Annotated in this window: 22 protein-coding genes; 6 read left to right on the plus strand and 16 right to left on the minus strand. The window is 70.9% G+C overall.

The features are described from left to right. Positions 1-21: 21 nt before the first annotated feature. On the minus strand, positions 22-2,262 hold the full coding sequence (locus Q1V88_RS18435) for a polyprenol monophosphomannose synthase (RefSeq protein ID WP_300683198.1): 2,241 nt from the start codon (positions 2,260-2,262) through the stop codon (positions 22-24). A gap of 229 nt (positions 2,263-2,491) precedes the next feature. Between Q1V88_RS18435 and Q1V88_RS18440 the strand changes: the two genes are divergently transcribed. Further along, positions 2,492-3,166, plus strand: coding sequence for a response regulator transcription factor (locus Q1V88_RS18440; protein ID WP_300683202.1), 675 nt, complete (start codon positions 2,492-2,494; stop codon positions 3,164-3,166). Then, positions 3,167-4,525, plus strand: a complete 1,359-nt coding sequence (locus tag Q1V88_RS18445; RefSeq protein ID WP_300683205.1) for a HAMP domain-containing sensor histidine kinase — start codon at positions 3,167-3,169, stop codon at positions 4,523-4,525. Between the two features lie 80 nt (positions 4,526-4,605). On the opposite strand, the gene Q1V88_RS18450 is transcribed toward Q1V88_RS18445, so the two are convergent. After that, the gene (locus tag Q1V88_RS18450; RefSeq protein ID WP_300683207.1) at positions 4,606-5,148 is read right to left on the minus strand and encodes a MarR family transcriptional regulator; all 543 of its coding nucleotides are present in this window, start codon (positions 5,146-5,148) and stop codon (positions 4,606-4,608) included. A gap of 95 nt (positions 5,149-5,243) precedes the next feature. Between Q1V88_RS18450 and Q1V88_RS18455 the strand changes: the two genes are divergently transcribed. Further along, positions 5,244-6,476 (plus strand): MFS transporter, encoded by a 1,233-nt coding sequence (locus Q1V88_RS18455; protein WP_300683209.1) that lies wholly within the window; start codon positions 5,244-5,246, stop codon positions 6,474-6,476. A 65-nt stretch (positions 6,477-6,541) separates the two neighbouring features. Here Q1V88_RS18455 and Q1V88_RS18460 read toward each other — a convergent pair whose 3' ends face one another. From Q1V88_RS18460 to Q1V88_RS18475, 4 genes are all read right to left on the minus strand, one after another. After that, positions 6,542-7,339 (minus strand): hypothetical protein, encoded by a 798-nt coding sequence (locus Q1V88_RS18460; protein ID WP_300683210.1) that lies wholly within the window; start codon positions 7,337-7,339, stop codon positions 6,542-6,544. A gap of 44 nt (positions 7,340-7,383) precedes the next feature. Beyond that, on the minus strand, positions 7,384-7,740 hold the full coding sequence (locus tag Q1V88_RS18465; protein WP_300683211.1) for a PadR family transcriptional regulator: 357 nt from the start codon (positions 7,738-7,740) through the stop codon (positions 7,384-7,386). 29 nt (positions 7,741-7,769) lie between these two features. Next, positions 7,770-7,982, minus strand: coding sequence for a hypothetical protein (locus Q1V88_RS18470; protein ID WP_300683213.1), 213 nt, complete (start codon positions 7,980-7,982; stop codon positions 7,770-7,772). A 313-nt stretch (positions 7,983-8,295) separates the two neighbouring features. Continuing rightward, on the minus strand, positions 8,296-9,249 hold the full coding sequence (locus Q1V88_RS18475; RefSeq protein WP_300683216.1) for an alpha/beta hydrolase: 954 nt from the start codon (positions 9,247-9,249) through the stop codon (positions 8,296-8,298). Between the two features lie 95 nt (positions 9,250-9,344). Between Q1V88_RS18475 and Q1V88_RS18480 the strand changes: the two genes are divergently transcribed. After that, entirely contained in the window at positions 9,345-9,872 is a 528-nt protein-coding gene (locus tag Q1V88_RS18480; RefSeq protein WP_300683219.1) for a hypothetical protein, read from the plus strand. Positions 9,873-9,921: 49 nt separating this feature from the next. Here the strand turns inward: Q1V88_RS18480 and Q1V88_RS18485 are convergent, their stop codons facing one another. The 10 genes from Q1V88_RS18485 to Q1V88_RS18530 form a co-directional block, all read right to left on the minus strand. Next, complete coding sequence (locus Q1V88_RS18485) at positions 9,922-10,383, minus strand: peroxiredoxin (RefSeq protein ID WP_300683222.1); 462 nt, start codon at positions 10,381-10,383, stop codon at positions 9,922-9,924. Continuing rightward, positions 10,383-11,174, minus strand: a complete 792-nt coding sequence (locus Q1V88_RS18490; protein WP_300683224.1) for an LLM class F420-dependent oxidoreductase — start codon at positions 11,172-11,174, stop codon at positions 10,383-10,385. Before Q1V88_RS18490 ends, Q1V88_RS18485 begins: the two co-directional genes overlap by 1 nt. A gap of 24 nt (positions 11,175-11,198) precedes the next feature. Beyond that, positions 11,199-11,915 carry a spermidine synthase gene (locus tag Q1V88_RS18495; RefSeq protein ID WP_300683226.1) on the minus strand — a complete coding sequence of 239 codons (717 nt, stop codon included), beginning with the start codon at positions 11,913-11,915 and terminating at the stop codon, positions 11,199-11,201. Positions 11,916-11,918: 3 nt separating this feature from the next. Continuing rightward, positions 11,919-14,855 (minus strand): bifunctional [glutamine synthetase] adenylyltransferase/[glutamine synthetase]-adenylyl-L-tyrosine phosphorylase, encoded by a 2,937-nt coding sequence (locus tag Q1V88_RS18500; RefSeq protein ID WP_300683228.1) that lies wholly within the window; start codon positions 14,853-14,855, stop codon positions 11,919-11,921. 24 nt (positions 14,856-14,879) lie between these two features. Beyond that, positions 14,880-16,217, minus strand: coding sequence for a type I glutamate--ammonia ligase (glnA, locus tag Q1V88_RS18505; RefSeq protein WP_300683231.1), 1,338 nt, complete (start codon positions 16,215-16,217; stop codon positions 14,880-14,882). Positions 16,218-16,293: 76 nt separating this feature from the next. Beyond that, the gene (locus Q1V88_RS18510; RefSeq protein ID WP_300683233.1) at positions 16,294-16,857 is read right to left on the minus strand and encodes a sugar O-acetyltransferase; all 564 of its coding nucleotides are present in this window, start codon (positions 16,855-16,857) and stop codon (positions 16,294-16,296) included. A gap of 9 nt (positions 16,858-16,866) precedes the next feature. Then, positions 16,867-17,610, minus strand: coding sequence for a hypothetical protein (locus tag Q1V88_RS18515; protein ID WP_300683235.1), 744 nt, complete (start codon positions 17,608-17,610; stop codon positions 16,867-16,869). After that, entirely contained in the window at positions 17,607-18,236 is a 630-nt protein-coding gene (locus tag Q1V88_RS18520; RefSeq protein WP_300683237.1) for a SatD family protein, read from the minus strand. The genes Q1V88_RS18515 and Q1V88_RS18520 overlap by 4 nt, the downstream gene beginning before the upstream one ends. A gap of 290 nt (positions 18,237-18,526) precedes the next feature. Beyond that, positions 18,527-18,832 carry a hypothetical protein gene (locus tag Q1V88_RS18525; protein WP_300683239.1) on the minus strand — a complete coding sequence of 102 codons (306 nt, stop codon included), beginning with the start codon at positions 18,830-18,832 and terminating at the stop codon, positions 18,527-18,529. 207 nt (positions 18,833-19,039) lie between these two features. Then, on the minus strand, positions 19,040-21,073 hold the full coding sequence (locus Q1V88_RS18530; protein ID WP_300683241.1) for an NAD(+) synthase: 2,034 nt from the start codon (positions 21,071-21,073) through the stop codon (positions 19,040-19,042). Between the two features lie 38 nt (positions 21,074-21,111). On the opposite strand from Q1V88_RS18530, the gene Q1V88_RS18535 reads away from it, so the two are divergent. Both Q1V88_RS18535 and Q1V88_RS18540 read left to right on the plus strand, forming a co-directional pair. Beyond that, positions 21,112-21,885, plus strand: coding sequence for an ABC transporter ATP-binding protein (locus tag Q1V88_RS18535; protein ID WP_300683243.1), 774 nt, complete (start codon positions 21,112-21,114; stop codon positions 21,883-21,885). After that, positions 21,885-24,449: an FtsX-like permease family protein gene (locus Q1V88_RS18540; RefSeq protein WP_300683309.1), complete on the plus strand. Its 2,565-nt coding sequence runs from the start codon at positions 21,885-21,887 to the stop codon at positions 24,447-24,449. Before Q1V88_RS18535 ends, Q1V88_RS18540 begins: the two co-directional genes overlap by 1 nt. Positions 24,450-24,539 lie beyond the last annotated feature (90 nt).

Raw genomic sequence — 24,539 nt, forward strand, 5'->3', positions numbered from 1 at the left:
TGCAATGAACCTGACTGAGGGTCAGGGACCGACCTCGTAGGTCTGTCCGTCGGCGCACGGGTCGGCCGGGATGGTCCGTTCCACGCCCCGACGCAGCCAGACCGGGTGCTTGCAGACGGTCTGGACCAGGACGTACTCCCGGGCGACGGTCTGCTCGATGCGGTGGTCGCCGTCGAGCTTCCAGGTGTTGAACCTGTCCCAGCCGATCACCCAGGTCGGCGCCAGCGACGGCGTCGTGAGGGTGCGGTAGAGCTCGGTCAGGTTCGGGTCCATCGTGCGGACCGGCAGGCTCCAGGCATAGGGGTACGCCGGCCGGAGGCGGGTCTCGCCGACGACGTTGGCGTGACTGTAGAGCGAGACCACGGTGTCGTCGGGGTGCGCGGCCTCGGCCACCCAGCCGCCGACCTTCGTCACCGAGCTGGTCTGGGCCGCGACCTGCCCCGCGATCGGGGTCAGCACGACGGCGGCGACGACGCCGACCACGACCAGGGCGCGGGCACTCCACTGCACCTTCCCCGCGTCCGTCGCGAGGACGCCGACCGCCAGCACGACCATCGGGGAGAGCCCGATCAGGTAGTGCGGCCAGTAGTTCCCACCGAAGACGACCCCGACCAGCTCGACGGCCAGGGCGGCGAGCACGGCGAAGAGCAGCGGCGAGGGCCGACGGAGCCGGCGCACGCCGAGGATCAGGAGCGGAATCAGCACGGGCAGGAGGCCGCAGGCCAGGGACTTCCAGGCCAGGTCGACGCTGCGGGCGTTGGCGGCGGCCATCGAGCCCTCCGACATCACCCGGGCCGCGTCGATCCGGAAGCCGTACATCGCGTAGATCAGGTCGCTGACGCCGGTGTTGCGTGCCGCCCACAGGGCCGTGGCGGCGACCGGGATCGCGAAGCCGACGACGGCGACACCGCCCAGCACGGCGAGGCGGCCGCGTCCGGCCTTGTCGATGATCAGGTGGCCCAGGCCGAGCACCGCGACGAAGGCCACGGCGTCGGCGAAGTTCTGCTTGGTCATCAGGGAGGCCCCGGCACCGAACCCGGCTAGCAGCGCGAACCCGACGGCGCGGCGCAGCGTCGGGCCCCGATCCCGCACCAGGGTGATCGCGGCGGCCACGGCGATCATCGACCAGGTGCTGGCGACCAGCTCGCCGTTGAGGGCGAAGGTCTGGGTCACCGGGGTGACCACGAGGAAGAAGGCCGCCAGCGCCGCCCAGCGTGCGGCCCGGGCCCCACGGGCAGCCCAGCCGGCCCAGCCGGCGGCGAGGACGAAGATCACGGCGACCAGCCCGGCCACGATCCGGGGACCGTAGTAGCCGAGCTGGTTGGCCAACCAGAACACGGAGATCAGTCCCGGCGGCCGGTCGACCCACTGGGCGCCGTACAGGTGTCCGCCGGCGCTGTCCCACCAGCGCGCCACCATCGCGAAGCCGCCCTCGTCGGAGAGCAGCGAGCCGCGCAGGTAGAACAGGTGCGCCACGAAGGCGAGCAGCGCGGTGATCACCACCGGCGTGGCGACCGGGTGGCGCAGCGACTCCAGCCGCCACGACATCACCTTGCTGGCCGCCTCGGTGGCGACCCCGAGGGTCATCTTCGACGAGCCGGCGACGCGGTCGGTGAAGGTGATCGGGAGCTCGACGATGCGCAGCCCGGACTGGTGGGCGCGCCACAGGCACTCGACCTGGAAGCCGTAGCCCGACGTCGTCGTGGTGGCCACGTCGATGGCCTTGAGGGTGGTGGCGCGGTAGGCCTTGAACCCGGCCGTCGGGTCCCCGACCGGCAGCCGCAGGACCGCCCTGACGTAGGCGCCGGCGGCACGGGAGATGAGTCGGCGGCGCAGCGGCCAGCCCTCGGTCCGCCCACCGGGGACGTAGCGCGACCCGATCGCGATGTCGGCGGCGTCGGTGCCACTGACGGCCTCGATCAGGGCCGGCAGGCTCTCGGGCGGGTGGGAGAGGTCGGCGTCGAGCTGGAGCACCACGGTGTAGTCACGGGCCTGGGCCCAGGCGAACCCGGCCCGGTAGGCGTTGCCCAGCCCGCGTTCACCGTCGCGGGAGAGCAGGTGCACCACCTCGCCGTACCCGGGCTGGGCTCGGACCAGGTCGGCGGTGCCGTCGGGGCTCAGATCGTCGACGATCAGGACGTGTGCCTCGGGGACGGCAGCCCGCACGCGGGCGATCACCTGGGCGACGTTGCCGGCCTCGTTGAAGGTCGGGATGACCGCGACGATCCGTTCACTGGTCTGCGCCAGCGGCACCTCGATCACTCCTCCACGCCTCGCTTCTCCATCGGCTCTCGGGCCGACGGGACGCTGGTTGCCCGGCGTCGGCGAAGAACGTACAGACCACACCCTGCCAGAAACCTGGGCAGGCACTGTGAACGTTGAGGCAACTAGTGTTCAGGTTCGTGGCAGGTTGTGACTGTCACGATCCTCGGGATCGGGGTCATCACCCGGTCGTCACCGACCGCCACCGGCCATCAGCACGGGAGTCAGCATGCTCACCATCGGCGTCTGCGAGGACGAAGAGGCCATCCGCACCGTCCTCGCTCGCGGCCTGCGTCAGGCAGGGCACGATGTCGTCCTCGCCCACAACGGCAAGGAGGCGCTGGTCCAGTTCAGCCCGGACCGCAACGTCGACGTCATCGTGATGGACATCGGCCTGCCCGACGCCGACGGCCGCGACGTCGTCCAGGCACTGAAGTCGGCCGGACAGTTCGCCCCGGTCCTCTTCTTGACCGCACTGGACGCACCGCACGAGCACCTGGCCGGCTTCGCCGCCGGTGCCGACGACTACGTCACCAAGCCGTTCCACCTCAAGGTGCTCCTGGCCCGCCTCGACGTGCTGGCCCGCCGGATCCCCGAGCGTCATCTGCACGCCGAGGGCCTGGTCCTGGACCCGCTCTCGCACTCGGCCCGGGTCGAGGAGCGTCAGGTCCGGCTCAGCCCGACCGAGTTCCGCATCCTGGCCGCGATCACCTCGCGTCCCGACGAGGTCGTACGGCGTCACAGCGTCGTTGCAGCTGCGTGGCCCGACGGCGCCATCGTGAGCGACAACACCCTGGACTCCTTCATCCGCCGGCTGCGCTCCAAGCTCGAGGAGCTGGACTCCCCCACCCTGATCGAGACGGTACGTGGCGTCGGCTTCACCACGGCCCGCAAGGATGGCTGAGTGATCTCCCTGACCCGCTGGCGTGACCGGCTCAGCCTGCGCGCCCAGCTGGTCAGCCTGACCGCCCTGCTGGCGGTCGCCGTCGCCGCGGGCCTAGTGCTGATCGTGCAGTTCTCCCTGGCCGGGGCCGCCACCAAGGCGACCAACCAGGTGCTCGAGGACCGGGCCGCGGCGCTGGTCACCGAGATCCGTTCGGCCTCCGGCGACGGGGTCCTGACGGTGCCGACCTCCGAGCTCGATCCCGGGGTCGCGGTCTACAACGACACCGGTGAGCGGATCGCCGGGTCGATCCCGCCCGCGATGGAGGACGTCTTCGCGGGCCTGTCGACCACGACCTCGGTCGAGGTGCTCAACGACGTCCACGACCGGTGGGGCATCAGGGCCGAGCCGTTCAGCACCACCGCGGGCCTGCACGGCGTGGTCATCGTCGCCGAGCCCTACGACCCGTACGAGCACAACGAGCGCGCCGCCCTGGCGGTGTCCATCGTCGCCGGCGTGCTGCTGGTCGCGATGGCGGCCGGGTCGGCGGCGTGGATCAGCCGTCGGGTGCTCAGCCCGGTGCGCCAGATGGCCCAGACGGCCGACGAGTGGAGCGAGCACGACCTCGACCGCCGCTTCGACCTGGGCGCTCCGACCAACGAGATCCGGGCGCTCGGTCAGACCCTGGACGGCCTGCTCGACAAGGTCGCCGGGGTGATCACCGCCGAGCAGCGGCTCACCTCCGAGCTGGCCCACGAGCTGCGCACCCCGCTGACGGCGATCCACGGGATCACCGAACTGCTCAGCATGCGTACCGACCTCGACGCCGAGGCCCAGGAGGACCTGGCCCAGATCGAGCGCGCCACCAGCGCGATGTCGCAGACCATCACCGACCTGCTGCAGCTGGCCCGCCGCGACGGCCCTGCCCGCCAGGCCGAGCGCACGCCGCTGACCGCGATCGCGGCTCAGCTCCGCGACCAGCCGCTGCCCGCCGACGCCACCATCACCCTGGTCGACGACCTGCGTGACCCGCGGCTGGGCGCCCTTGCGCTCAGCGTCCCGGCGGCCCTGGCGGTCCGCGCCCTGGCTCCGGTGGTGAGCAACGCCCTCACCCTGACCGGCGCTGCGGAAGTACGCGCCCGACTGCGTGACCGGACCGTCGAGCTGCTGGTGCTCGACTCCGGCTCCGGTCTCGACGTCGAGGACACCGAGCGTCTCTTCGACCCCGGCTTCAGCGCCTCAGGCGGCTCGGGCCTCGGGCTGGCACTGGCCCGCCGCGTCGCCCGCAGCGGCGGTGGCGACGTCACCGTCGCCGAGCGGCACAACGAGTACGGCGGTGCGACGTTCGCGATCACGTTCCCGGGCTCGGCCACCCGCTAGCCGACTTCCGGGTTCACCACCGCCGACTTCCGGGTTCACCACCGCCGACTTCCGGGTTCGCCCCGGTGACGACGTACGACTCAGGCGAGCGCGTCGGCGTTGGCTGAGATCACAGCGAGCAACCGGGCCAAGGTGGCCCGGTCATCGTCGTCGAGCCCTGCCAGCAGCTCGGCGTCCTGCGCCAGACAGCGCGGCATCTGCTCCTCGACGAGGCCCGAGCCGGAGTCGGTCAGCGCCAGCAGGACGACACGACCGTCGCGCTCGTGGCCGCGCCGCTCGATCAGGCCGGCGGCCTCCAGACGGGTGGTCAGCTTGGTCGTGGCGGCACCGCTGAGCATGGTCTGCGCCGTCACCTCACTGGCACGCAGCGGCCTGTCAGCGCGAGCGAGCGCACAGAGTACGTCGAACTCGGAGCGCGTCACGCCGCTGGGCTCGAGCACCCGCTCGACGGCCTGGGTCGCCTGCATCCCGATCCGGGTGATCCGGCCCAGCACCTCCAACGGCGCGGTGTCGAGCTGTGGCTGCGTCTGCGCCCAGGCCGAGCGCAGGCGTGTGACGACGTCGGGGTGCGCGGCGGCGGGTCGGTCTGCCTCGATCGCGGGGTCGGGCAGGGGTGTCGGCACGGCTCCACTGTAGCCGCGTGTGGTCGTGATTGGCGTGTCCATCGGAAAAGTAGTTTACTGGTAAACAACTTCTAAAGCACTTTTGAAAGGTCGTCATGGCGACGAAGCACACATCTGCTCAACCCTCGCTCCTCCACCAGGCCCCCGCCGTCTGGGCCGTCGCCTTCGCGTCGATGGTCGCCTTCATGGGCATCGGCCTGGTCGGCCCGATCCTGCCGACCATCTCCGAGCAGATGAACGCCTCGCCGACCCAGACGTCGTTCCTCTTCACCAGCTACCTCGCCGTCACCGCGGTGATGATGTTCTTCACCAGCGCGATCTCCTCGCGGATCGGGTCCCGCTCGACGATGCTGATCGGACTGCTGGTCATCGTGGTGGCCGCGATCGGCTGTGCGAACGCCGGCGACATCAACGGCATCATCGCGTTCCGCGCCCTGTGGGGCCTGGGCAACGCCTTCTTCCTCTCCACCGCCCTGGCCTCGATCATCGCGGCGAGCGGGGGCCGCACCGGCCACGCCGTCACCCTGTACGAAGCCGCCCTCGGGCTCGGCCTCGCCGTCGGTCCGCTGGTCGGCGGCCTGCTGGGCGACGTCTCCTGGAAGGCTCCGTTCTGGGGCACCGCCTCCCTGATGGCCGTCGGGTTCGTCGCGATCGTCACGATCGTCCGCTCCTCGGGCCGACCGACCGAGAAGGCGCCGGTGCTCGCACCGTTCAAGGCACTCACCATCCCGGCGATCCTGGTGCTCTCGATCGTGGCGTTCTTCTACAACTCCTCGTTCTTCGTCACCCTCGCCTACGTGCCGTACCCGCTGCACATGTCGGCCATCCAGATCGGCATCGTGATGACCGGCTTCGGCATCGGCCTGGCGCTGACCAGCATCGTGATCGCCCCGTGGTTCACCCGCCGCTACTCCCCCGTCGCCGTCCTGCTCTCAGCACTGACGCTCTTCGCCCTGACCCACATCGTCGCCGGAGTGGTCAACACCCACCAGGCCCCGCTGGTGATCTGCGTGATCCTGCTCGGCTTCGAGATCGGCGCCGTCAACACGGTGCTGACCGAGATCGTGATGGAGGCGACCAGCCTGCCCCGGGCGATCACGTCATCGGCGTACTCAGGCGTGCGCTTCTTCGGTGGTGCGATCGGTGCGCCGATCGGGACCGCCCTGGAGGACTCCTGGAGCGGGATGCCGTTCCTCTTCGCTGCGGCTACCTCGATCGTGGCTGCTGTGATCGTGGTCGTCTACCGACACCACCTCGGCCACGGTGCCGCGCCGGTGCACGAGAGCGCCGAGTTCGAGGCCGACGCCATCACCGTCGGCGCCGAGTAGTCCCCCTCGCCTCTGCTGCCGAGATCCGTGACGAACCCGGATCTCGGCAGTGGCGAACCCGGATCTCAGGCGAGGTCGCGACGCAGATCGAGCAGATCGATCGTCTGCAGCACCCAGAAGACGGCGAACAGCACGAGCACCCCGATCTCGGTCGCCACCAGCGCGTAGCGCCACTGCCACAGCGCCAGTCCGACCAGGCAGACCGCGCCCATGCCGACCAGGACGACCCAGTACGCGGCGTCGAAGCGGGTCCGGCTCACCCGCCCCTCGCGCGCGATCACCCGCACTCCCCAGTCGGTGTTGAGCACCACCACGCCGGCGAACGGGACAAACGTGAAGATCGCCGCCAGCGCATGAGCATGGGCGGCGAACGAGTGCCGGTCGATCGCGAGCCAGGCACAGCCGACGGCCCACGCCAGGGCCACCGAGCCCAGCCCGACCAGGTTCCACCGTCCGACGCCGCCCGGCCGGCGGAGTAGGCGGAAGGCCACCACGACGTACCCGACCGCGAGCACACCGAGGAACGTCGCGGCATTGTTGGTGATCGCCGGTACGTCGGGCACGTGACCGATCTCCGGCGTCGGGACGAACGCCACCATCGGCGCCGAGATGCCGGCCAAGTTGAGACAGACGTCCTCGGCGTCGGTGCCGCCCCGCAACGCGATCAGGCACACGCCGATTGCGCTCAGCGCCGCGATGAAGACGGGCCCGGCCGCGGTGTAGTAGTACGAGCTGATCGAGGTCTGCCACCCGTGTGCCAGCGTCTCCAGCGCGACCGAGACGGCCAGCGCGAGGAGCAGCGCCAGGAGGGAACCGCGGACATAGCGGTACGTCGTCACCTCAGGCACCGTCGCAGGGCTCACCCCACCGTGTCTATCACCGACGCTCGGGCGCCGGAAGGTGCTGCTCAGGCCTCGGCGAGCAGCCGGTAGATGGTCTTGCGGGCCTCACGCAGCGCCTCGGTGGCACCGGCGACGACCTCGTCGTTGCCCTTCGTGGTGCGGATCTGGCGCACCGCCATGTGCAGCTGCTCCAGCTCCTCCCGCAGGCCCGCGCCACCATCGGCACCGGAGTCGTCCCCCAGCTCGTCGAGGGCAGCGGGGTCGGCCTGAGCACGACCCTCGTCGGTGAGCTCGTAGGCCTTGCGCCCCTCGCCCTCGACGCTGCGCACCAGCCCCTCGTCCTCGAGCTGCTGCAGCATCGGGTAGACCGAGCCTGGACTCGGCCGCCAGCGCCCGCCGGACCTCTCCTCCAGGCGACGCATCAGCTCGTAGCCGTGGGCCGAGCCCTCGATCAGGCCTGCCAGTAGCAGGCGGCGGATGTCGCCGCGTCGGCGTCCGCCTCCTCGCGGACCGCGTCCGCGACCGCCCGGTCCACCGGGACCACCGAGCCCGCCGGGGCCGCCAGGTCCACCGCCGCCAGGGCGGCCACCTCGGCCACCGAAGCCGTGGGCACCGTCGTGCCCGCCAGAGCGGCCGCGTCCACCGCGGCGCCCGTTTCCGTCATCAAAGTCGTCGTATCCGAATCGGTTGTTCATCATCACTCCTGTGGTTGGTATCAAACACTCACGACTATAAGGCGATATATCGTGATTGTGTCAAGACCTATCGAGTGATCGATCGTCGGGACGCACCACGGCCCGCGTCGGCGGAGCGACGCGGGCCGTACTGGAGAAGGGTCTGTCCGAGGGTGACGAACCCGGATCTCGGCCGTGGTGAACCCGGAAGTCGGCGGTGGTGAACCCGGACCTCGGCGGTGGCGAACCCGGAAGTCGGCGGTGGCGAACCCGGACCTCGCGCGTGGTGAACCCGGAAGTCGGTTAGGCGGTGACGCGGCGGAGGAAGGCCACGATCTCGTCCAGCGCGGCACGTGCGACCGGGACCGCGCCCGGCAGACTGATGAAGCCGTGGATGGCGGCGGCGTACTCGTGCGTGGTGACGTCGACCTCGGCGGCACGGAGCGCGTCGGCGTAGACCCGGCTGTGGTCGCGCAGGGGGTCGCACTCGGCGCTGACGATCAGGGCCGGGGGCAGGTCGGCGAGCGAGAAGGCGCGCACCGGGGAGGCCTCCCAGTCCTCGACGCCGTAGGACTCCCCCAGGTACAGGTGGCCGAAGCGGCGCATCCCGGCCGCAGTCAGCACGGGGGCATCGGCGTACCGCTCCTCCGACGGGTAGCTCTCGTACATCTCGACTGCGGGGTAGATCAGCACCTGCGCCAGGATCGCGATGCCGCTCTCGCGGGCCTTGAGGGTGAGCACCGCGGCGAGGTTGCCACCCGCGCTGTCGCCCATCACGACCAGCCGGGACAGGTCGCCGCCGAGGCTGTCGACGTGCTCGCGCACCCAGATGAGCGCCTGCCAGGCGTCGTCGACCGCCGCCGGGTAGGGGTGCTCGGGCGCCAGCCGGTACGTCGGCGAGACCACCACCGCCCGGGCCTGGACGGCGACGTTGCTCGCCAGCCACTCCGACTGCTCGGGAGCGCCCTGGCACCAGCCGCCGCCGTGCAGGTTGAGCACGATCGGCAGGGTCTCGTCCCCCGTCGTGGCCGGACGGTGGATGTGGAACCGCTGGCCGTCGACCGTGATGTTCTCCACGCTCACGCCGCGCGCCCGTCGCCCGAAGACGAACCGCCCCGGCAGCGTGTCCATCAAGCGCGCCCGCGACGCCCGCGCCGCGATCATCTCCTCGGCCGAGGTGACCTCCTTGGTGAGCCTGCGCAGTACGGCGGCGAAGAGGCGGGTCCGGGGCGCGAGCGCAGTCAGATCGGTGGTCACGGCACCAAGAGTGCCGTATCCACGGGTGCGGCGGGGCGACACCGGTGGACCAGCCCACCGTCGCGTCCTCACCAGGGACATGGTTCGATCGGGGCATGGCCAAGGTGAAGGCGATCAAGCCGGAGAAGATGATCAAGGCGCTCAACGCCGAGCTCGAGCGGGAGAAGGCGCGCGCCCAGCGGTGGAAGGCCCAGGCCAAGAGCCTGGAGGCCGAGATCCTCAAGGCCAGCAAGCAGATCCGCAAGCTGGAGAAGTCGCTGCGGACGCAGGTCGTCGCCGCGGTCCCGTCGCTCCCGGCCCTGCCCGCGGTGCCGGGTCAGCGCAAGGGGAAGTCGGGCGCCGTGACGAAGCCGACGAAGTCGGAGAAGTCTGTGAAGTCGGAGGCTCCGGCAGCGAAGCCCGCCGTCAAGGCCCCGGCCAAGAAGGCAGCCAAGGCCCCGGCGAAGAAGGCCGTGAAGAAGGCCACCCCCTCCGCCGCAGCCGCCACAGCCGCCACTCCCGCCACCAGCGCAACCCCGGACACCACCTGGACCGTCGGCGCACTGCGTGCCCTCGCCAAGGAGCGCGGCCTGAGCGGCTACTCCTCGATGACGAAGCCGCAGCTGCTCAGTGCCCTGGCCTGACCAGCCTGACCAGCTGACCGGCTGGCGCGGAGCCTGACCCAGCCGGGCCTCAGGCTCCGCGCAGCGCCGCCAGCGCCTCGTCGGCGTGCAGCTCGGCCTTGAACATCGACTCCACCACGTGCAGGATCCGGCCGTCGGTGCCGATCACGAAGGTGGTGCGCTGGAGCGGACCGACCTTGCCGAAGAGCGCCGGCTTCACGCCGTACGCCGCCGCGGCGCTGCCCGACGGATCCGACAGCACCGGGTAGTCCAGGTCGTGGTTCGCCGCGAACCCGGCCTGCTTGTCGACACTGTCCTTGCTGATCCCCAGGCGCTGCGCACCGAGCGCGGCGAACTCGCCGGCCAGGTTGCGGAAGTGGCAGGCCTCCTTGGTGCACCCGGGCGTCTCGGCCATCGGGTAGAAGAAGAGCACCACCGGGCCGGTTGCCAGCAGTGACGACAGCGTCACCGGCGTCCCGGCCTGGTCGGGCAGGGTCACGTCAGGTGCCGGGTCTCCGACGGCGAGGACCATCAGCCGTTCGCCCCCGCGTTGACCTCGTCACGCCAGGCCAGCAGGGCCTCGAGCGGCGCGAGGTCGAAGTCCGGGCCGCCGACGCCGTACGTGAAGAGACGGGCTCCGAGGTCGTAGCAGGCCTGGGCAGCCTCCAGGCTGCCGTTCTCGACGCCGACGGAGATCTCGATCTCGTCGAGGTCGCGCCCGATCGCCTCGCAGTGCCCGGCGAGCACCCCGAGCTTGTGCCGCAGGGTGTCGGGGTCGGCGAAGCTGTGCCAGATGTCGGCGTGCTGGGCGACGAGCCGGAGCGTCTTCTTCTCCCCGCCACCGCCGATCAGCACCGGGATGTCGCGGGTCGGCGCCGGGTTGAGCTTGCTCCAGCGCGACTCGATCCGCGGCAGCGCCTCGGCCAGGGCGTCGAGGCGGCCACCGGCGGTGCCGAACTCGTAGCCGTACTCGTCGTAGTCCTTCTCGAACCAGCCCGACCCGATCCCGAAGACGAGCCGGCCGCCGCTGATGTGGTCGACGGTGCGGGCCATGTCGGCCAGCAGCTCGGGGTTGCGGTAGGAGTTGCAGGTCACCAGCACCCCGAGCTCGGCGTGCGAGGTCACCTCGGCCCAGGCCGCCAGCGTCGTCCAGGCCTCGAAGTGCTTACCCTCGGGCTCGCCGTAGAGCGGATAGAAGTGGTCCCAGTTGAAGATCACGTCGACGCCGAGCTCGTCGGCCCGCGCGACGGACTCCCGATACGGCCCCCACTCGCTGTGCTGGGGCTGGAGCTGGACACCGATACGGACCGGGCGAGTCGTCATGGACTCAACCTACTGCGCCGGCGATCAGCGCGGACGGCCGCCGCCGAAAGAGTCCGAGACGGCACGTGGGTCGAAGGCCCGGTACGCCGTCGGCGACGGCTCCCCGAACGGCGCGGCCCCCACGGCGTCGGCCACCGGCCCTGCCACCAGCACCACGTTGCCGGGCCGCTTGGCCTTCAGGGTGGCCGGTTCGGCGCCGGCCCAGATCTCACCACCGACGGTGCTTCGGAGCGCGGCGACGACGTCGCGGACCAGGCCGAAGGGTGCCCGGTCGGCGATGTTGGCGACCAGCACTCCCCCGGGCGCGAGCACCCGGGCGACCTCGGTGAAGAACGGCACCGTGGTGAGCTCGGCGGGCACCTCGGCGTCGCGGAACGCGTCGAGCACGACGACGTCCTGGCTCGCCTCGCGGACGGCGGCGATCCCGGTGAGCCCGTCGACGGGGCGGACCTTGATCCCGCTGCGGGGCGGCAGCGGTGCCTCGGTGCGGACCTGCTCGATCATGTCGGCGTCAGGTTCGAGCACGATCTGGGCCGAGCGGGGCCGGGTGGTGGCGACGTACCGAGGCAGGGTCATGGCCGCTCCCCCGATGTGCAGCACGCGCACCGGTCCGGGCGGGAGTCGGTCCAGGACGTCCCCGATCCGGCGGACGTAGTCGAAGACCAGGCGGCGTGGATCGGCCAGGTCGACCGCCGACTGCGCCATCCCGTCGAGGTCGAGGGTGTAGAGCTGCGACGACACCCGTCACTGCTCCCAGAAGACCCGGTCGACGACCCCGCTGGCCAGCCGGGTCAGCCGCAGGTGGTCGTTGGTCAGCTCGTTGGTAGTGCCGTCGGGGTAACCCATCAGGGTCGCTACGGCCCGCATCTCGCGCGGGTCGGTGGGCAGCTGGTCGGCGGCCCGTCCGCGGGCCAGCGTGATCGCGTTGCGGATCCGACTCACCATCAGCCAGGCCTCGATCAGGATCTCGGCGTCCTCGGACTCGATCAGGCCAGCGTCGTGGGCGGCCCGGATCGCGGGCAGGGTCTGCGGGGTGCGCAGCCCCTCGACCTCGTGGGCGTGGCGCAGCTGGAGGAGCTGGACGGTCCACTCGATGTCGGCCAGCGCACCGCGGCCGAGCTTGAGGTGGGTGGTCGGGTCGGCGCCGCGCGGCATCCGCTCGGTGTCGACCCGGCCCTTGATCCGGCGGATCTCGCGCACGGCGTCGTCGTCGAGTCCGCCGACCGGGTAGCGCATCGGGTCGATCAGTGCGGTGAAGTCTGCTCGCAGCGCCTCGGAGCCGACGGCGGCGTCGGCGCGCAGCAGCGCCTGGATCTCCCACGGGTCGGTCCACTTGGCGTAGTAGGCGGCGTACGACGTCAGGCTGCGCACCAGCGGTCCGCTGCGTCCCTCCGGGCGCAGGTCGGCGTCGAGCTCGAGGGCGGGGTCGGGCCCGGCCGCGGCCAGGAGTCGACGCAGCTCGGTGAAGACCTTCATCGCGTACGTCGACACCGCACCCGGATCGGCGCCGTCGACGCCCCGGTGGACGAAGAGCACGTCGGCGTCGGAGGCGTAGGAGAGCTCCGCGCCGCCGTAGCGGCCCATCGCGATCACGGCCAGCTCGGCGGGTGCGGGCTCGCCGGCCAGGACCGCGTCGCTGATCACCTGCAGGGTCGAGCTCAGGGTGGCGTCGGTGAGCCGGGTCAGGCCGGTGCCGACCGCGGTGACGTCCAGCGCCCCGTCGACGTCCCCGGCGGCGAGCCGGAACAGCTCACGTCGGCGTACGGCACGGATCGAGCGGGCGGCGTCCTCCACTCCGGTACGTCGGCGCCCGGCGGCGAGCATCTCGTCGGTCAGGGCGGCGGCGGTGCGCGGCTCCAGGGTCTCCCCGAGCAGGCGCACCCCTTCGGGCTCGCGTTCGAGCAGGTTGGTGACGTAGCGGCTGGTGGAGAGCACCCGGGCGAGCCGTTCGGCGACCAGGCCCTCGTCGCGCAGGGTGCGCAGGTACCAGGGCGTCGAGCCGAGCGCCTCGCTGATCCGGCGGAACCCGAAGAGCCCGGCATCGGGGTCGGGGCCGTCGGCGAACCACTGCAGCAGCACCGGCAGCAGCTGCCGCTGGATGTCGGCGGTGCGCGAGACGCCCTGGGTCAGGGCGGTCAGGTGGCGTAGGGCGGCGGCAGGATCGGCGTACCCCAAGGCACGCAGCTGGGTCCCAGCCGCCTCCAGACTGAGGTGCGCCTCGGAGCCGGGCAGGGCGGCGACGGCGGCGAGCAGCGGCCGGTAGAAGAGCTTCTCGTGCAGTCGGCGGATCTCGCGGCGCTGCCGGCCGAGCTCGGTCTCGAGTCGGCTGATCGGGTCGCGCAGGTAGCCGAGCGAGCGGCCCAGGCGACGCAGCGACGGCTCGTCGGTGGGCAGCAGATGGGTGCGACGCAGGGCGAAGAGCTGGATCCGGTGCTCGACGGTCCGCAGGAAGGTGTACGCCGCATGCAGGGTCTCGCCGTCCTCACGCCCGACGTAGCCGCCGCGGGTCAGGGCGGCCAGCGCCGAGAGCGTGGTCGGCTCGCGCAGGGTGTCGTCGGCGCGACCGTGGACGAGCTGGAGCAGCTGGACGGCGAACTCGACGTCACGCAGCCCGCCGGAGCCGAGCTTGAGCTCGCGCTCGGCGTCCTTGCTGGGGATGTGCTCGACGACGCGGCGCCGCATCGCCTGGGTGTCCTCGACGAACCGGTCGCGCTCGGCGGCGCTCCACACGAACGGTTGGACGGCCTCGATGAAGGCCCGGCCCAGGGCGAGGTCGCCGGCGGCGGGACGGGCCTTGAGCAGCGCCTGGAACTCCCAGGTGCTGGCCCAGCGGTCGTAGTAGGCGGTCATCGCGGCCAGCGTCCGGCTCAGCGCTCCGGCCTTGCCCTCGGGGCGCAGGGCGGCGTCGACCTCCCAGATGTTGCCCTCGCCGGTGTGCTCGCCGCAGACCTTGATCAGCTCCGCGGCCAGCGCGTAGGCCGCGCGGGTCGCGACGGTCGGGTCGGCGTCCTCGACCGGCTCGTGCACGAACATCACGTCGACGTCGGAGATGTAGTTGAGCTCGTGGCCGCCGGTCTTGCCCATCGCGATCACGGCCAGGCGGACCTGGTCGGCCTCAGGCACGACGGCCCGGGCGATGGTCAGTCCGGCCTCCAGGACCGAGCAGGCCAGGTCGGAGAGCTCGGCGGCGGCGTCCTCGAAGAGCAGGTCGTGGCCGAGGTCGCGGGCGGCCAGGCGCAGCAGCAGGCGGCGGTACTCGATCCGCAGCGCCGCGACAGCCTCGGTGCGCTCCTTGCCGGTGACGGCCCCGATCAGGCGTTCACGCAGCAGGTACGCCGGTGGGCGCACCGATCCCAGGGTCGGGTCGGTGAGCTCGTGCCAGTGGTCGGGGTGCCGGGCCAGGTGCTCGCCCAGGGCCGCGCTGGCCCCGAGGAGCGACATCAGCCGCATCGCGGTGCCCTCGTCGTCGGCGAGGGTGGTGAGCAGCTCCTCGGCGTCGGGGGCAGCCTCGACCAGGCGGATCAGGGCCGCCAGGGCGAGGTCAGGGTCGGCGATCAGGCCGAAGATCGCGAGCAGCGGCTCGCGGGCCGGGCCGAGCGCGGCGAGCGCGACCTCGGCCTGCTCCGGCTCGGCGAATCCGAGCCGGAGCAGTGTGGCCTTGCTGGTGGTACGACGTTCCACGGGCGCCTCAGGGAGCCGGCTGCCTCAGAGCACCGGGAGCATCTTGTTGCGCTCGAAGGCCGAGACCTCGGCGCGGTAGTCACTCCACTCGGCACGCTTGTTGCGCAGCACGTGGTCGAAGACGTGCTCGCCCAGGGTCTCGGCGAGCAGCTCGGAGTCCTCGGCCAGCGCGATCGCCTCGTCGAGGCCGGTCGGCAGCGCCTGGATGCCGAGGTTGCGACGCTCGCGGTCCGACAGCGACCAGACGTCGTCCTCGGCCTCGGGCGGAAGCTCGTAGCCCTCCTCGATCCCCTTCATCCCGGCCGCGAGGACGGCGGCGAAGGCGAGGTAGGGGTTGCAGGCGGCGTCGAGGGTGCGCAGCTCGATCCGGGTGGAGTTGCCTTTGAGCGGCTTGTACATCGGCACCCGGACCATCGCGGAGCGGTTGTTGTGCCCCCAGGAGACGTACGACGGCGCCTCACCGGCGGCGACGATCCGCTTGTAGGAGTTCACCCACTGGTTGGTGACCAGGCTGATCTCGGGGGCGTGCTTGAGCAGGCCGGCGATGAACTGACGGCCGGTCTTGGAGAGCCCGTACTCGGCGCCGGCCTCGTGGAAGGCGTTGACGTCGCCCTCGAAGAGCGAGACGTGGGTGTGCATGCCGGAGCCGGGCTGGTCGGTGAACGGCTTGGGCATGAAGGAGGCCCACACGTTCTGGGTGAGCGCGACCTCACGGATGACGGTGCGGAACGTCATGATGTTGTCGGCGGTGGTGAGCGCATCGGCGTAGCGCAGGTCGATCTCCTGCTGGCCGGCGCCGCCCTCGTGGTGGGAGAACTCGACGGAGATCCCCATCGCCTCCAGGTTGGTGATCGCGTCACGACGGAAGTCGGTGCCCTCACCCTGGGCGGTGTGGTCGAAGTAGCCCGAGTAGTCGACCGGCTTCGGCTTCTTGCCGGGCACGTGCTGACCCTTGAACAGGTAGAACTCGATCTCGGGGTGGGTGTAGAAGGTGAACCCCTTCTCGGCGGCCTTGGACAGCGTCCGCTTGAGCACGAAGCGCGGGTCGGCGAAGGACGGCGAGCCGTCGGGCATCACGATGTCGCAGAACATCCGGGCCGTGGCCGGACCCTGGTCGCGCCAGGGCAGGATCTGGAAGGTCTGCGGGTCGGGCTTGGCCAGCATGTCGGACTCGTAGATCCGGGCGAACCCCTCGATCGCGGAGCCGTCGAAGCCGATCCCCTCGGCGAAGGCACCCTCGAGCTCGGCCGGCGCGACCGCCACGGACTTCAGGAAGCCGAGGACGTCGGTGAACCAGAGTCGGACGAACCGGACGTCGCGCTCCTCGAGCGCACGGAGAACGAAGTCTTCCTGCTTACCCATGAGGCGCAGCCTAGCGGTGAATTGTTTCGCCAGGTTTGCCAGGCACCGGGGGTGTCGGACGCCGTCCGAGCGTGGGTCAGGCTCCCCCGCCCAGGCGCCGTCGCTCGACGATGCTCGTCCCCGTCACGACGCTCATCGGAGGCACGTCCCGGGCCACCACCGCCCCGGCGCCGACCACGGAGCCGGCACCGATCGTGACCCCGGGGGTGATCGTCGCCGCGGCCCCGATCCAGACGTCGTCCTCGATCACGATCGGGGCGTGCGTGATGAAGTCGAAGCGCTCCGCCGGTTCGACGGGGTGCCCCGCCGTGCTCAGTGTCACGCCGGGGCCGATCAGCACCCGGTCGCCGATCGTGATGCCGCCGAAGTCGAGGAAGTAGCAGCCCTGGTTGATGAAGACCTTCTCCCCGAAGGAGGCTCCGAGGCCGTAGTCGCAGAAGAACGGCGGCAGGATCGACAGCGACTCCGGGATCGGACCGCCGAAGATCTCCTCGAACAGAGCCCGTCGGCCGGCGAGGTCGTCGAACGGGAGCGCGTTGAGCCGGGCGGTGAGCCCCATCGTGACGGTGACCCGCTCGGCGAACGCGCGGGACTCCGGTGTCCTGGTCGGGAGACGTTGCTCGTGGCGCACGCTGCTCATGCTGACACGTCAGGCGGCCACGAGGGCGAGGGTGCCGAGCGCCAGGGTCCAGGAGAGGAAGTTGCCGACCAGGAAGTACTCCGTCACCTCGGTGATCGACGGGCCCTCGGTGGCGTCGCGTGCCGCCTGGAGTTCGGGGAAGCGGAGCAGCCCCTTGGCCGCAACCACGATCCCGATCGCGGTGTAGGCACCAGTCAGGCCGAGGCCGAGGATGATCAGCCGCTCCAACGGACCGAGCAGGCGCCCGCCCTTGAGGCTCGGGCCCGGCTCGGGTCCGTCGGCCTGCTGGGGTCGGACGGTGTGGGTGGCGAGCAGCACCAGGCGGACCAGCACGTTGCCGGTCGAGCCCTGCACCAGGGCGGCGCCGAGCAGCAGGACGAACCGGTCGGCGGACAGATCCTGGAAGTAGCCGATGTTGCTGGCGGCCAGCCAGTCCCGCAGCGGTCCGCCGCCGCCCTCACCGGCCGCGTTGAGGGCGATCACCACGATGGTGGCGAGGCCGGCGTAGACCAGCGGCAGTGCCGGGAGCCGTGCCCCGAACCCGCGCCGGACCACTCCTCCCCAGCCGAGGACCAGCACAGCGACCCCGACCGAGATCACGACGTCGGGCAGGTGGCCCATCCGGCCGGCCAGCGCCGCCACCCCGACCACCACAGCGGCTCCGACGACGCTCGGCCACCCGTGCCGCCGGGTCGCGCCGTGGACCGCGTCGACGACGCCGAACCCGATCCAGAGCAGGCCGAGCCAGATCATTCGAGCTCTCCCAGGTAGGCGTCGGAGGCGGCCAACGCCGCCAGTCCCCCGCGCCGCACCCGCTGGGAGACGGCCGACGGACTGATCCCCTCCTGGGCGGCGATGGCGTCCTGACTCATGCCCGCCAGCATGCCCGACAGCACCGACAGATCCCGGTCGTCGAGGCGCCCCAGCAGCTCGTCACGGGTGACCAGCGCAGCGGCGACCGCGGGATCGGTGGCCCCGTCGGGGTCGATCGCGTACGTCACCCTGACGCTCCGGGTCGCGGCCCGCCGCTGGGCCGCCTCGGCCGCCTCGATCGCCTGCCGAGCCGCCCACCACGCCGAGCCGTCCTCGACCCGGGGCTGCTCGCTCAGCACAGTGACGTCCCCGCGGCCGATCCCGAAGCGGACGTCGTACGGCGTCAGGGCGAGGCGGACCCGCAGGGTGGCCCGCACGGCGGCCCCGAGCGTGGCGAAGACCCCCTGGAACTCGTCGCCGGCGGTGATCCGCAGCGGCGTGATCGGACGCCACCGCCCCTCGGCAGCATTGACCTCGGCCAGGGCCTGGCCGACCCGTCGGTTGAGGTCACCGCGGTCCTGGACCTCGCGGGAGGCGACGACGTCACCGATGCATGCGATCACCATCGCATCAGCATATCGCTTCATTTCTTCAATATGAAGCGATTGTCTTCACGCTTCAACTCTGAAGCGTTTGGCTTCACTGGCTCCACAGGGAGCGAGCCCGGGCGATCCGGGGCGCGACAGCCCGTAGCTCCACCCGCGGCGGCGGGCATCAACCGCCACGAGCACGCTGAGGGCGACCAGCGCGACGCCGACGATCGGGGCCACCATCTCCCCACCTCCCGTTCAAACGCCCCCCACCGTTGCCCACCGCCGCCGACGCGTCGCGGAGTCCAACCGCCAAGGAAGTTCCCTCAAGCGCCAGCCTCAAGGCCCGCCACAATCTCCTGGAACTGGGAATCTGGATAGACGAATCCAGAGAACGGATCGCCAGGCTTCCAGTCGCCAACGACGTCGGGAGAGTTCGCCATGGCCAGGATCTCTAGTGCCTCCGCCAGTGGATCGTCGTCGTCAAGATCCATCGCCCCGTCGCTGACCTCCCGGAACCGCGCCGACGCCCATGACTCAGCATCACGTCGAGATACCCGACCCTCAAGCATCCGACGGATCACAGAAATCAATTCACACCGAAGCAGACCTTGATCGAAATCTTCGGCCACGGTGCCTGCCTTCCCGTCCCCCGGCGACAGCCCCACCGCCGGCCAAGGGCTCGCCCATCGATCTCGATTGAAACAATCGGACGCTAACCCCGCAGACCACGCATCGCTCCGGTGCTTCGACAATCACGCAGAGGGTGCTCAGGAAGAGTTGTCACTGCCATCACAAAATTCCCTCGATGACGGCGACGCCGACGATCACCGTCGCCGTCAGAAGAACGGCACCTGCTCCAGATCCGCCAGCCACGCCGTGGCCTTCGCGTCCGAGGGCATCCGCCAGTCACCCCGCGGGCTCATCGTGCCGCCGCCGGAGACCTTCGGGCCGTTGGGCAACGCCGAGCGCTTGAACTGGGAGGAGAAGAACCGCTTGAGGAAGACCTCCAGCCAGTCCCTGATCTCGCCCAGGTCGTAGGCCCGACGGCTCGCCTCGGGGAAGGCCGGCGGCCAGTCCCCGGTGTGCTCGTCGTGCCAGGCGTGCCAGGCCAGGAACGCGATCTTGCTGGGCCGGAGGCCGTCGCGGACCAGGTGGTAGAGGGTGAAGTCCTGCAATGCGTACGGACCCACGACCGCCTCGGTGGACTGCGGCTTCTCCCCCGCCTTGACCGGCACCAGCTCGGGGCTGATCTCCTGGTCGAGGATGGTCTGGAGCACCTGGTCGGTGCGCTCGCTGAGCCGGTCGGTGGCGATCACCCAGCGGATGACGTGCTGGATCAGGGTCTTCGGGATGCCGGCGTTGACGTTGTAGTGGCTCATCTGGTCGCCTACGCCGTACGTGCACCAGCCCAGCGCCAGCTCCGAGAGGTCCCCCGTGCCCAGCACGATGCCGCCGCGCAGGTTGGCGATCCTGAACAGGTAGTCGGTGCGCAGTCCGGCCTGCACGTTCTCGAAGGTGACGTCGTACACCGGCTCGCCGCCGGCGAACGGGTGGCCCATGTCACCGAGCATCTGTCGAGCCGCCGGGGTGATGTCGATCGTCTCGTACGTCGTCCCGAGCGCGTCCATCAACGCGATCGCGTTCGACTTCGTCTCCTGCGAGGTCGCGAAGCCGGGCAGGGTGAACGCCAGGATGTCCGAGCGCGGCCGGCCGAGCCGGTCCATCGCGTCGGCGGCTACCAGCAGCGCATGGGTGGAGTCGAGGCCGCCGCTGACCCCGATCACGAGCTTCGGGGTGCCGATCGAGCGCAGCCGCTGCATCAGGCCCGAGACCTGGATGTTGAACGTCTCGTAGGCGTCCTGCTCGAGCCGGGCCGGGTCGGCCGGCACGAACGGGAACCGGGCGACGGTGCGGCGCAGCCCGATGTCGCCGGTGGGCGGCTCCAGGGTGAACTCGACGTCCTGCCAGTCGTCGACGTCGACCAGGGTGCGGCGGTTGTCGTCGAAGGTGCCCTGGCGCAGCCGCTCGGCACGGATCCGGTCCAGGTCCACATCGACCACGGTCCGGCGCGCCCCGTCGGGGAACCGCTCGGACTCGCCCAGCAGGTCACCGCACTCGTAGACCAGGGTCTGGCCGTCCCACGAGAGGTCGGTGGTGGACTCCCCCTGCCCAGCAGCGGTGTAGAGGTAGGCGGCGGTGCAGCGCGCACTGGCGCTGGCCACCAGCAGCCTCCGGCTCTCCGAACGCCCGATCGTCACCGGCGAGGCACTCAGGTTGACCAGCACCGTCGCCCCGGCCAGCGCCGCCTGGGCGCTCGGCGGGACCGGCACCCACATGTCCTCGCAGACCTCGACGTGGAAGGTCAGGCCCCGCACATCGGTCGCACGGAACAGGAGCTTTGGGCTGATCGGGACATCCTCGCCGGCCAGGGTGATGATGTCGTCGATGTCGTCGCCCGGCGCGAACCAGCGCCGCTCGTAGAACTCCCGGTAGGTCGGCAGGTAGGACTTCGGCGCCACCCCGAGCACCTGGCCGCCCTGGATCACGACCGCGGCGTTGACCACTCGGTGCCGGTAGACGATCGGGGCCCCGACGATCAGAGCCGGGGTGAGCTCGGCCGAGGCCTCCACGATCGCCTCGAGCGCCTCCTCCACCGCGCCGAGCAGGGTGTCCTGGAGGAACAGGTCGTCGACGGCGTACCCGCTCAAGCACAGCTCGGGGAAGACAGCGAGCGCGACCCCCTCGGCATGACACGCCTGGGCCTGGGCGATCACGGCCGCCGCGTTGGCGGCGGGGTCGGCGATCTCGATCGGGATGGTCACCGTCGCGACGCGGGCGAAGCCCTGCGCGTACGCCGAGTAGAAGTCCACGCTGGTCAGTCTAGGGAGGCATGGGCGAGAGTTGAGACATGAACGGTGCGACCGACGCCAGTCCCACGCCCCGAGTCGCCGCGAGCGCCACGGACCTGCGGAAGTCGTACGGCTCCGGGGAGAACGAGGTCCGCGCCCTGGACGGGGTCAGTGTGGAGTTCGCCGCGGGCCAGTTCACCGCGATCATGGGGCCCTCGGGGTCGGGCAAGTCCACCCTGATGCACTGCCTGGCTGCCCTGGACTCCCCCACCGCCGGATCGGTGGTGATCGACGGCGTCGAGCTCGGTCGGCTCGGCGACAAGGAGCTCACCACCCTGCGCCGGGACAAGATCGGCTTCATCTTCCAGGCGTTCAACCTGATCCCCACCCTGACCGCACGGGAGAACATCCTGCTCCCGCTCGACCTGGCCGGACGCAAGCCCGACCGGGCCTGGCTCGACACCGTGATCGACACCGTCGGCCTGCGCGACCGGCTCGGCCACCGCCCGGCCGAGATGTCGGGCGGCCAGCAACAGCGGGTCGCCTGCGCCCGCGCGCTGGCCTCCCAGCCCTCGATCGTCTTCGCCGACGAGCCCACCGGCAACCTGGACTCGACCTCGGGGGCCGACGTGCTGAGCTTCCTACGGCGCAGCGTCGACGAGTTCGACCAGACCGTCGTGATGGTCACCCACGACGCGGTCGCGGCGTCGTACTGCGACCGGGTGGTCTTCCTGCGCGACGGCCGGATCGTCGACGAGCTGGCCCGGCCCGACCGCGACCAGATCCTCGCCCACATGGCCGCGCTCCAGTCGGCCCCCACGACGGCCGAGTGATGTTCAGGCTCACGCTGCGCAACCTCCTCGCCCGCAAGGTGCGGCTGGTGATGAGCGGCCTGGCGATCATCCTCGGCGTCGCCTTCCTCTCCGGGGTGCTGATCTTCAGCCACGGTCTGTCCACGACGTTCGACTCGATCATCAAGGGCAGCACCCCCGACGGCCAGGTCCGCGCCACCGGCACCGAGGCGTTCACCGCAGGCAGCAACGGCGTCAGCGCCGTCACGCTCACCCCGGCCGACGTGGCGAAGCTGGCCGCACTGCCGCAAGTGGCCCGGGCCGACGGCTCCGTGGACGGCTACGGGATGAACCTGCTCGACCACCGCGGTGCCCTGGTCGGCGGCACCGGCGCGCCCACGCTGGCGTTCAACGAGACCGGGACGCCCGACATCGCCGGGAACCCGATCCTGCTGCTCACCCAGGGCCGCTGGCCCTCCTCGGCGGCCGGGGCGTCGGAGATCGTGCTCGACACCGGGGCGGCGAAACGGGCGGGCTACCGGGTCGGCGACACGGTGGCGCTGCTGGCGCCGTACGGCAAGACCGAACGGCACGCCCGCCTGGTCGGCACCGCCGAGTTCAACGGCGGCGGCACCGGCGGGTCGACGCTGCTGATCTTCTCCACCACCGGTGCCCAGCAGCTCTTCCTCGGCGGGGCCGACGCCTTCACCAGCGTCAGCCTCACCGCCGCCCCCGGCGTCTCCCAGCGCCAACTCGTCGACGCCGCCGCCCGGGTGGTGCCGCACGGGTTCGAGGCCGTCACCGGCGACGAGATCGTCAAGGAGTCGCAGAGCGCGATCGGGACCTTCCTCGACGTGATCTCCACGTTCCTGCTGGTCTTCGCCCTGATCGCTGTGATCGTGGGCGGCTTCATCATCATCAACACCTTCACCATCCTGGTCGCCCAGCGCACCCGCGAGCTGGCCCTGCTGCGAGCCCTGGGCGCCTCCCAGCGCCAGGTCACCCGCTCGGTGCTGGCCGAGGCGTTCGTGATGGCCCTGGTCGCCTCCACGATCGGGATCGGGGTCGGCTGGCTGCTCGCCCGCGGCCTGGCGGCGCTCTTCCGTGCCGTCGGCCTCGACATCGCTTCCCACGCGCTGGCGCTGACGCCGTCGGCGATCGGGATCAGCTACGCCGTGGGCACCCTGGTCACCCTGGTCGCCGCCTGGCTGCCCTCGCGCCGCGCCGGTCGGGTGCCGCCCGTGGCCGCGATGCGTGGCGACACCCTCGCACCGCCCACCTCGCTGCGCCGGCGCAGCCTGATCGGCGCCGGGGTGATCGTGCTCGGGGCGGTCATCGCCGTGGCAGGGCTGCTCGGCGCACCCGGTCCGGCGGCGGCGTACGTCGGCGTCGCGGCGTTCTTGTGGATCATGACGCTCGCCACCCTCAGCTCGGTGGTGGGCCGCCCGGTGCTGGTGATGTGCCGTGAGCTCTTCGCGCGCCTGTTCGGGATCTCGGGTCGCCTCGCCGGTGAGAACGCGCTGCGCGACCCCCGGCGTACGGGCGCGACCGCGTCGGCCCTGATGATCGGCCTCGCCCTGGTCTCGATCATCGGGGTGCTCGCGTCGTCCCTGAACAAGACCGTCGACGACCTGGTGAACAAGGAGTTCACCGCCGACTTCCTGGTCCAGTCGACCAACTACCTGCCCTTCTCCGCCGAGCTGGGCGACCAGCTGGCTGCCGTGCCCGGCGTCGGGCTGGTCAACCGACGTCAGCTGGTCCAGACCCAGCTCGTCGGCGACGCCTCGGACAAGACCCTGTACGTCGCCGCCGACGACCCCACCCTGACCTCGATCTACCACCTGGAGATGACCAGCGGCGTCGCGAAGGTCGACGACTCCACCGCGCTCGTCGAGTCCACCACCGCGTCCCAGCACCACTGGCGGGTCGGCTCGGCGGTCACCCTCGGCTTCCCCGGCGGCGCACAGATCAAGGTCACCATCGGCGGGATCTACAAGCCCACCCAGACGATGGCCTCGATGAGCATCCCGCGCAGCCTGCTCGCCCAGGCCGGGATCAACGGCCAGGACACCTCGCTCAGCCTGATGCTCGCCCCCGGTGCGCAGGCCTCCACGGTCAAGGCCGCCCTGGAGAAGATCACCGAGAAGGCGAAGATCATCGCCGTCTACGACAAGGTCGGGTACGCCGACCAGCTGCGGGGCCAGGTCAACCAGCTGCTCTACATGATCTACGGCCTGCTCGCTCTCGCGATCGTGATCGCCGTGATCGGGATCATCAACACCCTCGGGCTGAGCGTGATCGAACGGACCCGGGAGATCGGCCTGCTGCGCGCGATCGGGATGAGCCGCGCCCGGGTCCGCCGGATGGTGACCCTGGAGTCGGTGGCGATCGCGGTGCTCGGGGCCGTCCTCGGCATGGTCGTCGGGGTGCTCACCGGCGTACTGCTGCGCCAGGCGCTGCGCCACGACCTCACCAGTCTCGGACTGCCGTGGGGCAACCTGGTGGCGTTCGGGATCATCTCGATCGTGGTCGGCGTGCTGGCGGCGGTGCTGCCGGCCGCGCGGGCCTCCCGCCTCAACGTCCTCGGCGCGATCGCGAGCGAGTGATCCACGCCACCACCTCCCCCACGGGCCCGCGGCCGGGCATAGCCTTGTGGGCGGTCCGTGGACTCCACCAGGGAGCCGCGAGATGACACA

The organism is Nocardioides sp. (genome assembly GCF_030150155.1).
GTDB lineage: Bacteria > Actinomycetota > Actinomycetes > Propionibacteriales > Nocardioidaceae > Nocardioides.

Excerpts from the sequence above, each read along its gene's own strand:
- Q1V88_RS18510 (WP_300683233.1), bottom strand. The coding sequence starts at position 16,857 with ATGAGCAGCGTGCGCCACGAGCAACGTCTCCCGACCAGGACACCGGAG.
- Q1V88_RS18515 (WP_300683235.1), bottom strand. The coding sequence starts at position 17,610 with ATGATCTGGCTCGGCCTGCTCTGGATCGGGTTCGGCGTCGTCGACGCG.
- Q1V88_RS18470 (WP_300683213.1), bottom strand. The coding sequence starts at position 7,982 with ATGACGGAAACGGGCGCCGCGGTGGACGCGGCCGCTCTGGCGGGCACG.
- Q1V88_RS18455 (WP_300683209.1), top strand. The coding sequence starts at position 5,244 with ATGGCGACGAAGCACACATCTGCTCAACCCTCGCTCCTCCACCAGGCC.
- Q1V88_RS18540 (WP_300683309.1), top strand. The coding sequence starts at position 21,885 with ATGTTCAGGCTCACGCTGCGCAACCTCCTCGCCCGCAAGGTGCGGCTG.
- Q1V88_RS18440 (WP_300683202.1), top strand. The coding sequence starts at position 2,492 with ATGCTCACCATCGGCGTCTGCGAGGACGAAGAGGCCATCCGCACCGTC.
- Q1V88_RS18535 (WP_300683243.1), top strand. The coding sequence starts at position 21,112 with ATGAACGGTGCGACCGACGCCAGTCCCACGCCCCGAGTCGCCGCGAGC.
- Q1V88_RS18485 (WP_300683222.1), bottom strand. The coding sequence starts at position 10,383 with ATGGTCCTCGCCGTCGGAGACCCGGCACCTGACGTGACCCTGCCCGAC.
- Q1V88_RS18490 (WP_300683224.1), bottom strand. The coding sequence starts at position 11,174 with ATGACGACTCGCCCGGTCCGTATCGGTGTCCAGCTCCAGCCCCAGCAC.
- Q1V88_RS18465 (WP_300683211.1), bottom strand. The coding sequence starts at position 7,740 with ATGCGTCGCCTGGAGGAGAGGTCCGGCGGGCGCTGGCGGCCGAGTCCA.
- glnA (WP_300683231.1), bottom strand. The coding sequence starts at position 16,217 with ATGGGTAAGCAGGAAGACTTCGTTCTCCGTGCGCTCGAGGAGCGCGAC.
- Q1V88_RS18480 (WP_300683219.1), top strand. The coding sequence starts at position 9,345 with ATGGCCAAGGTGAAGGCGATCAAGCCGGAGAAGATGATCAAGGCGCTC.
- Q1V88_RS18520 (WP_300683237.1), bottom strand. The coding sequence starts at position 18,236 with ATGGTGATCGCATGCATCGGTGACGTCGTCGCCTCCCGCGAGGTCCAG.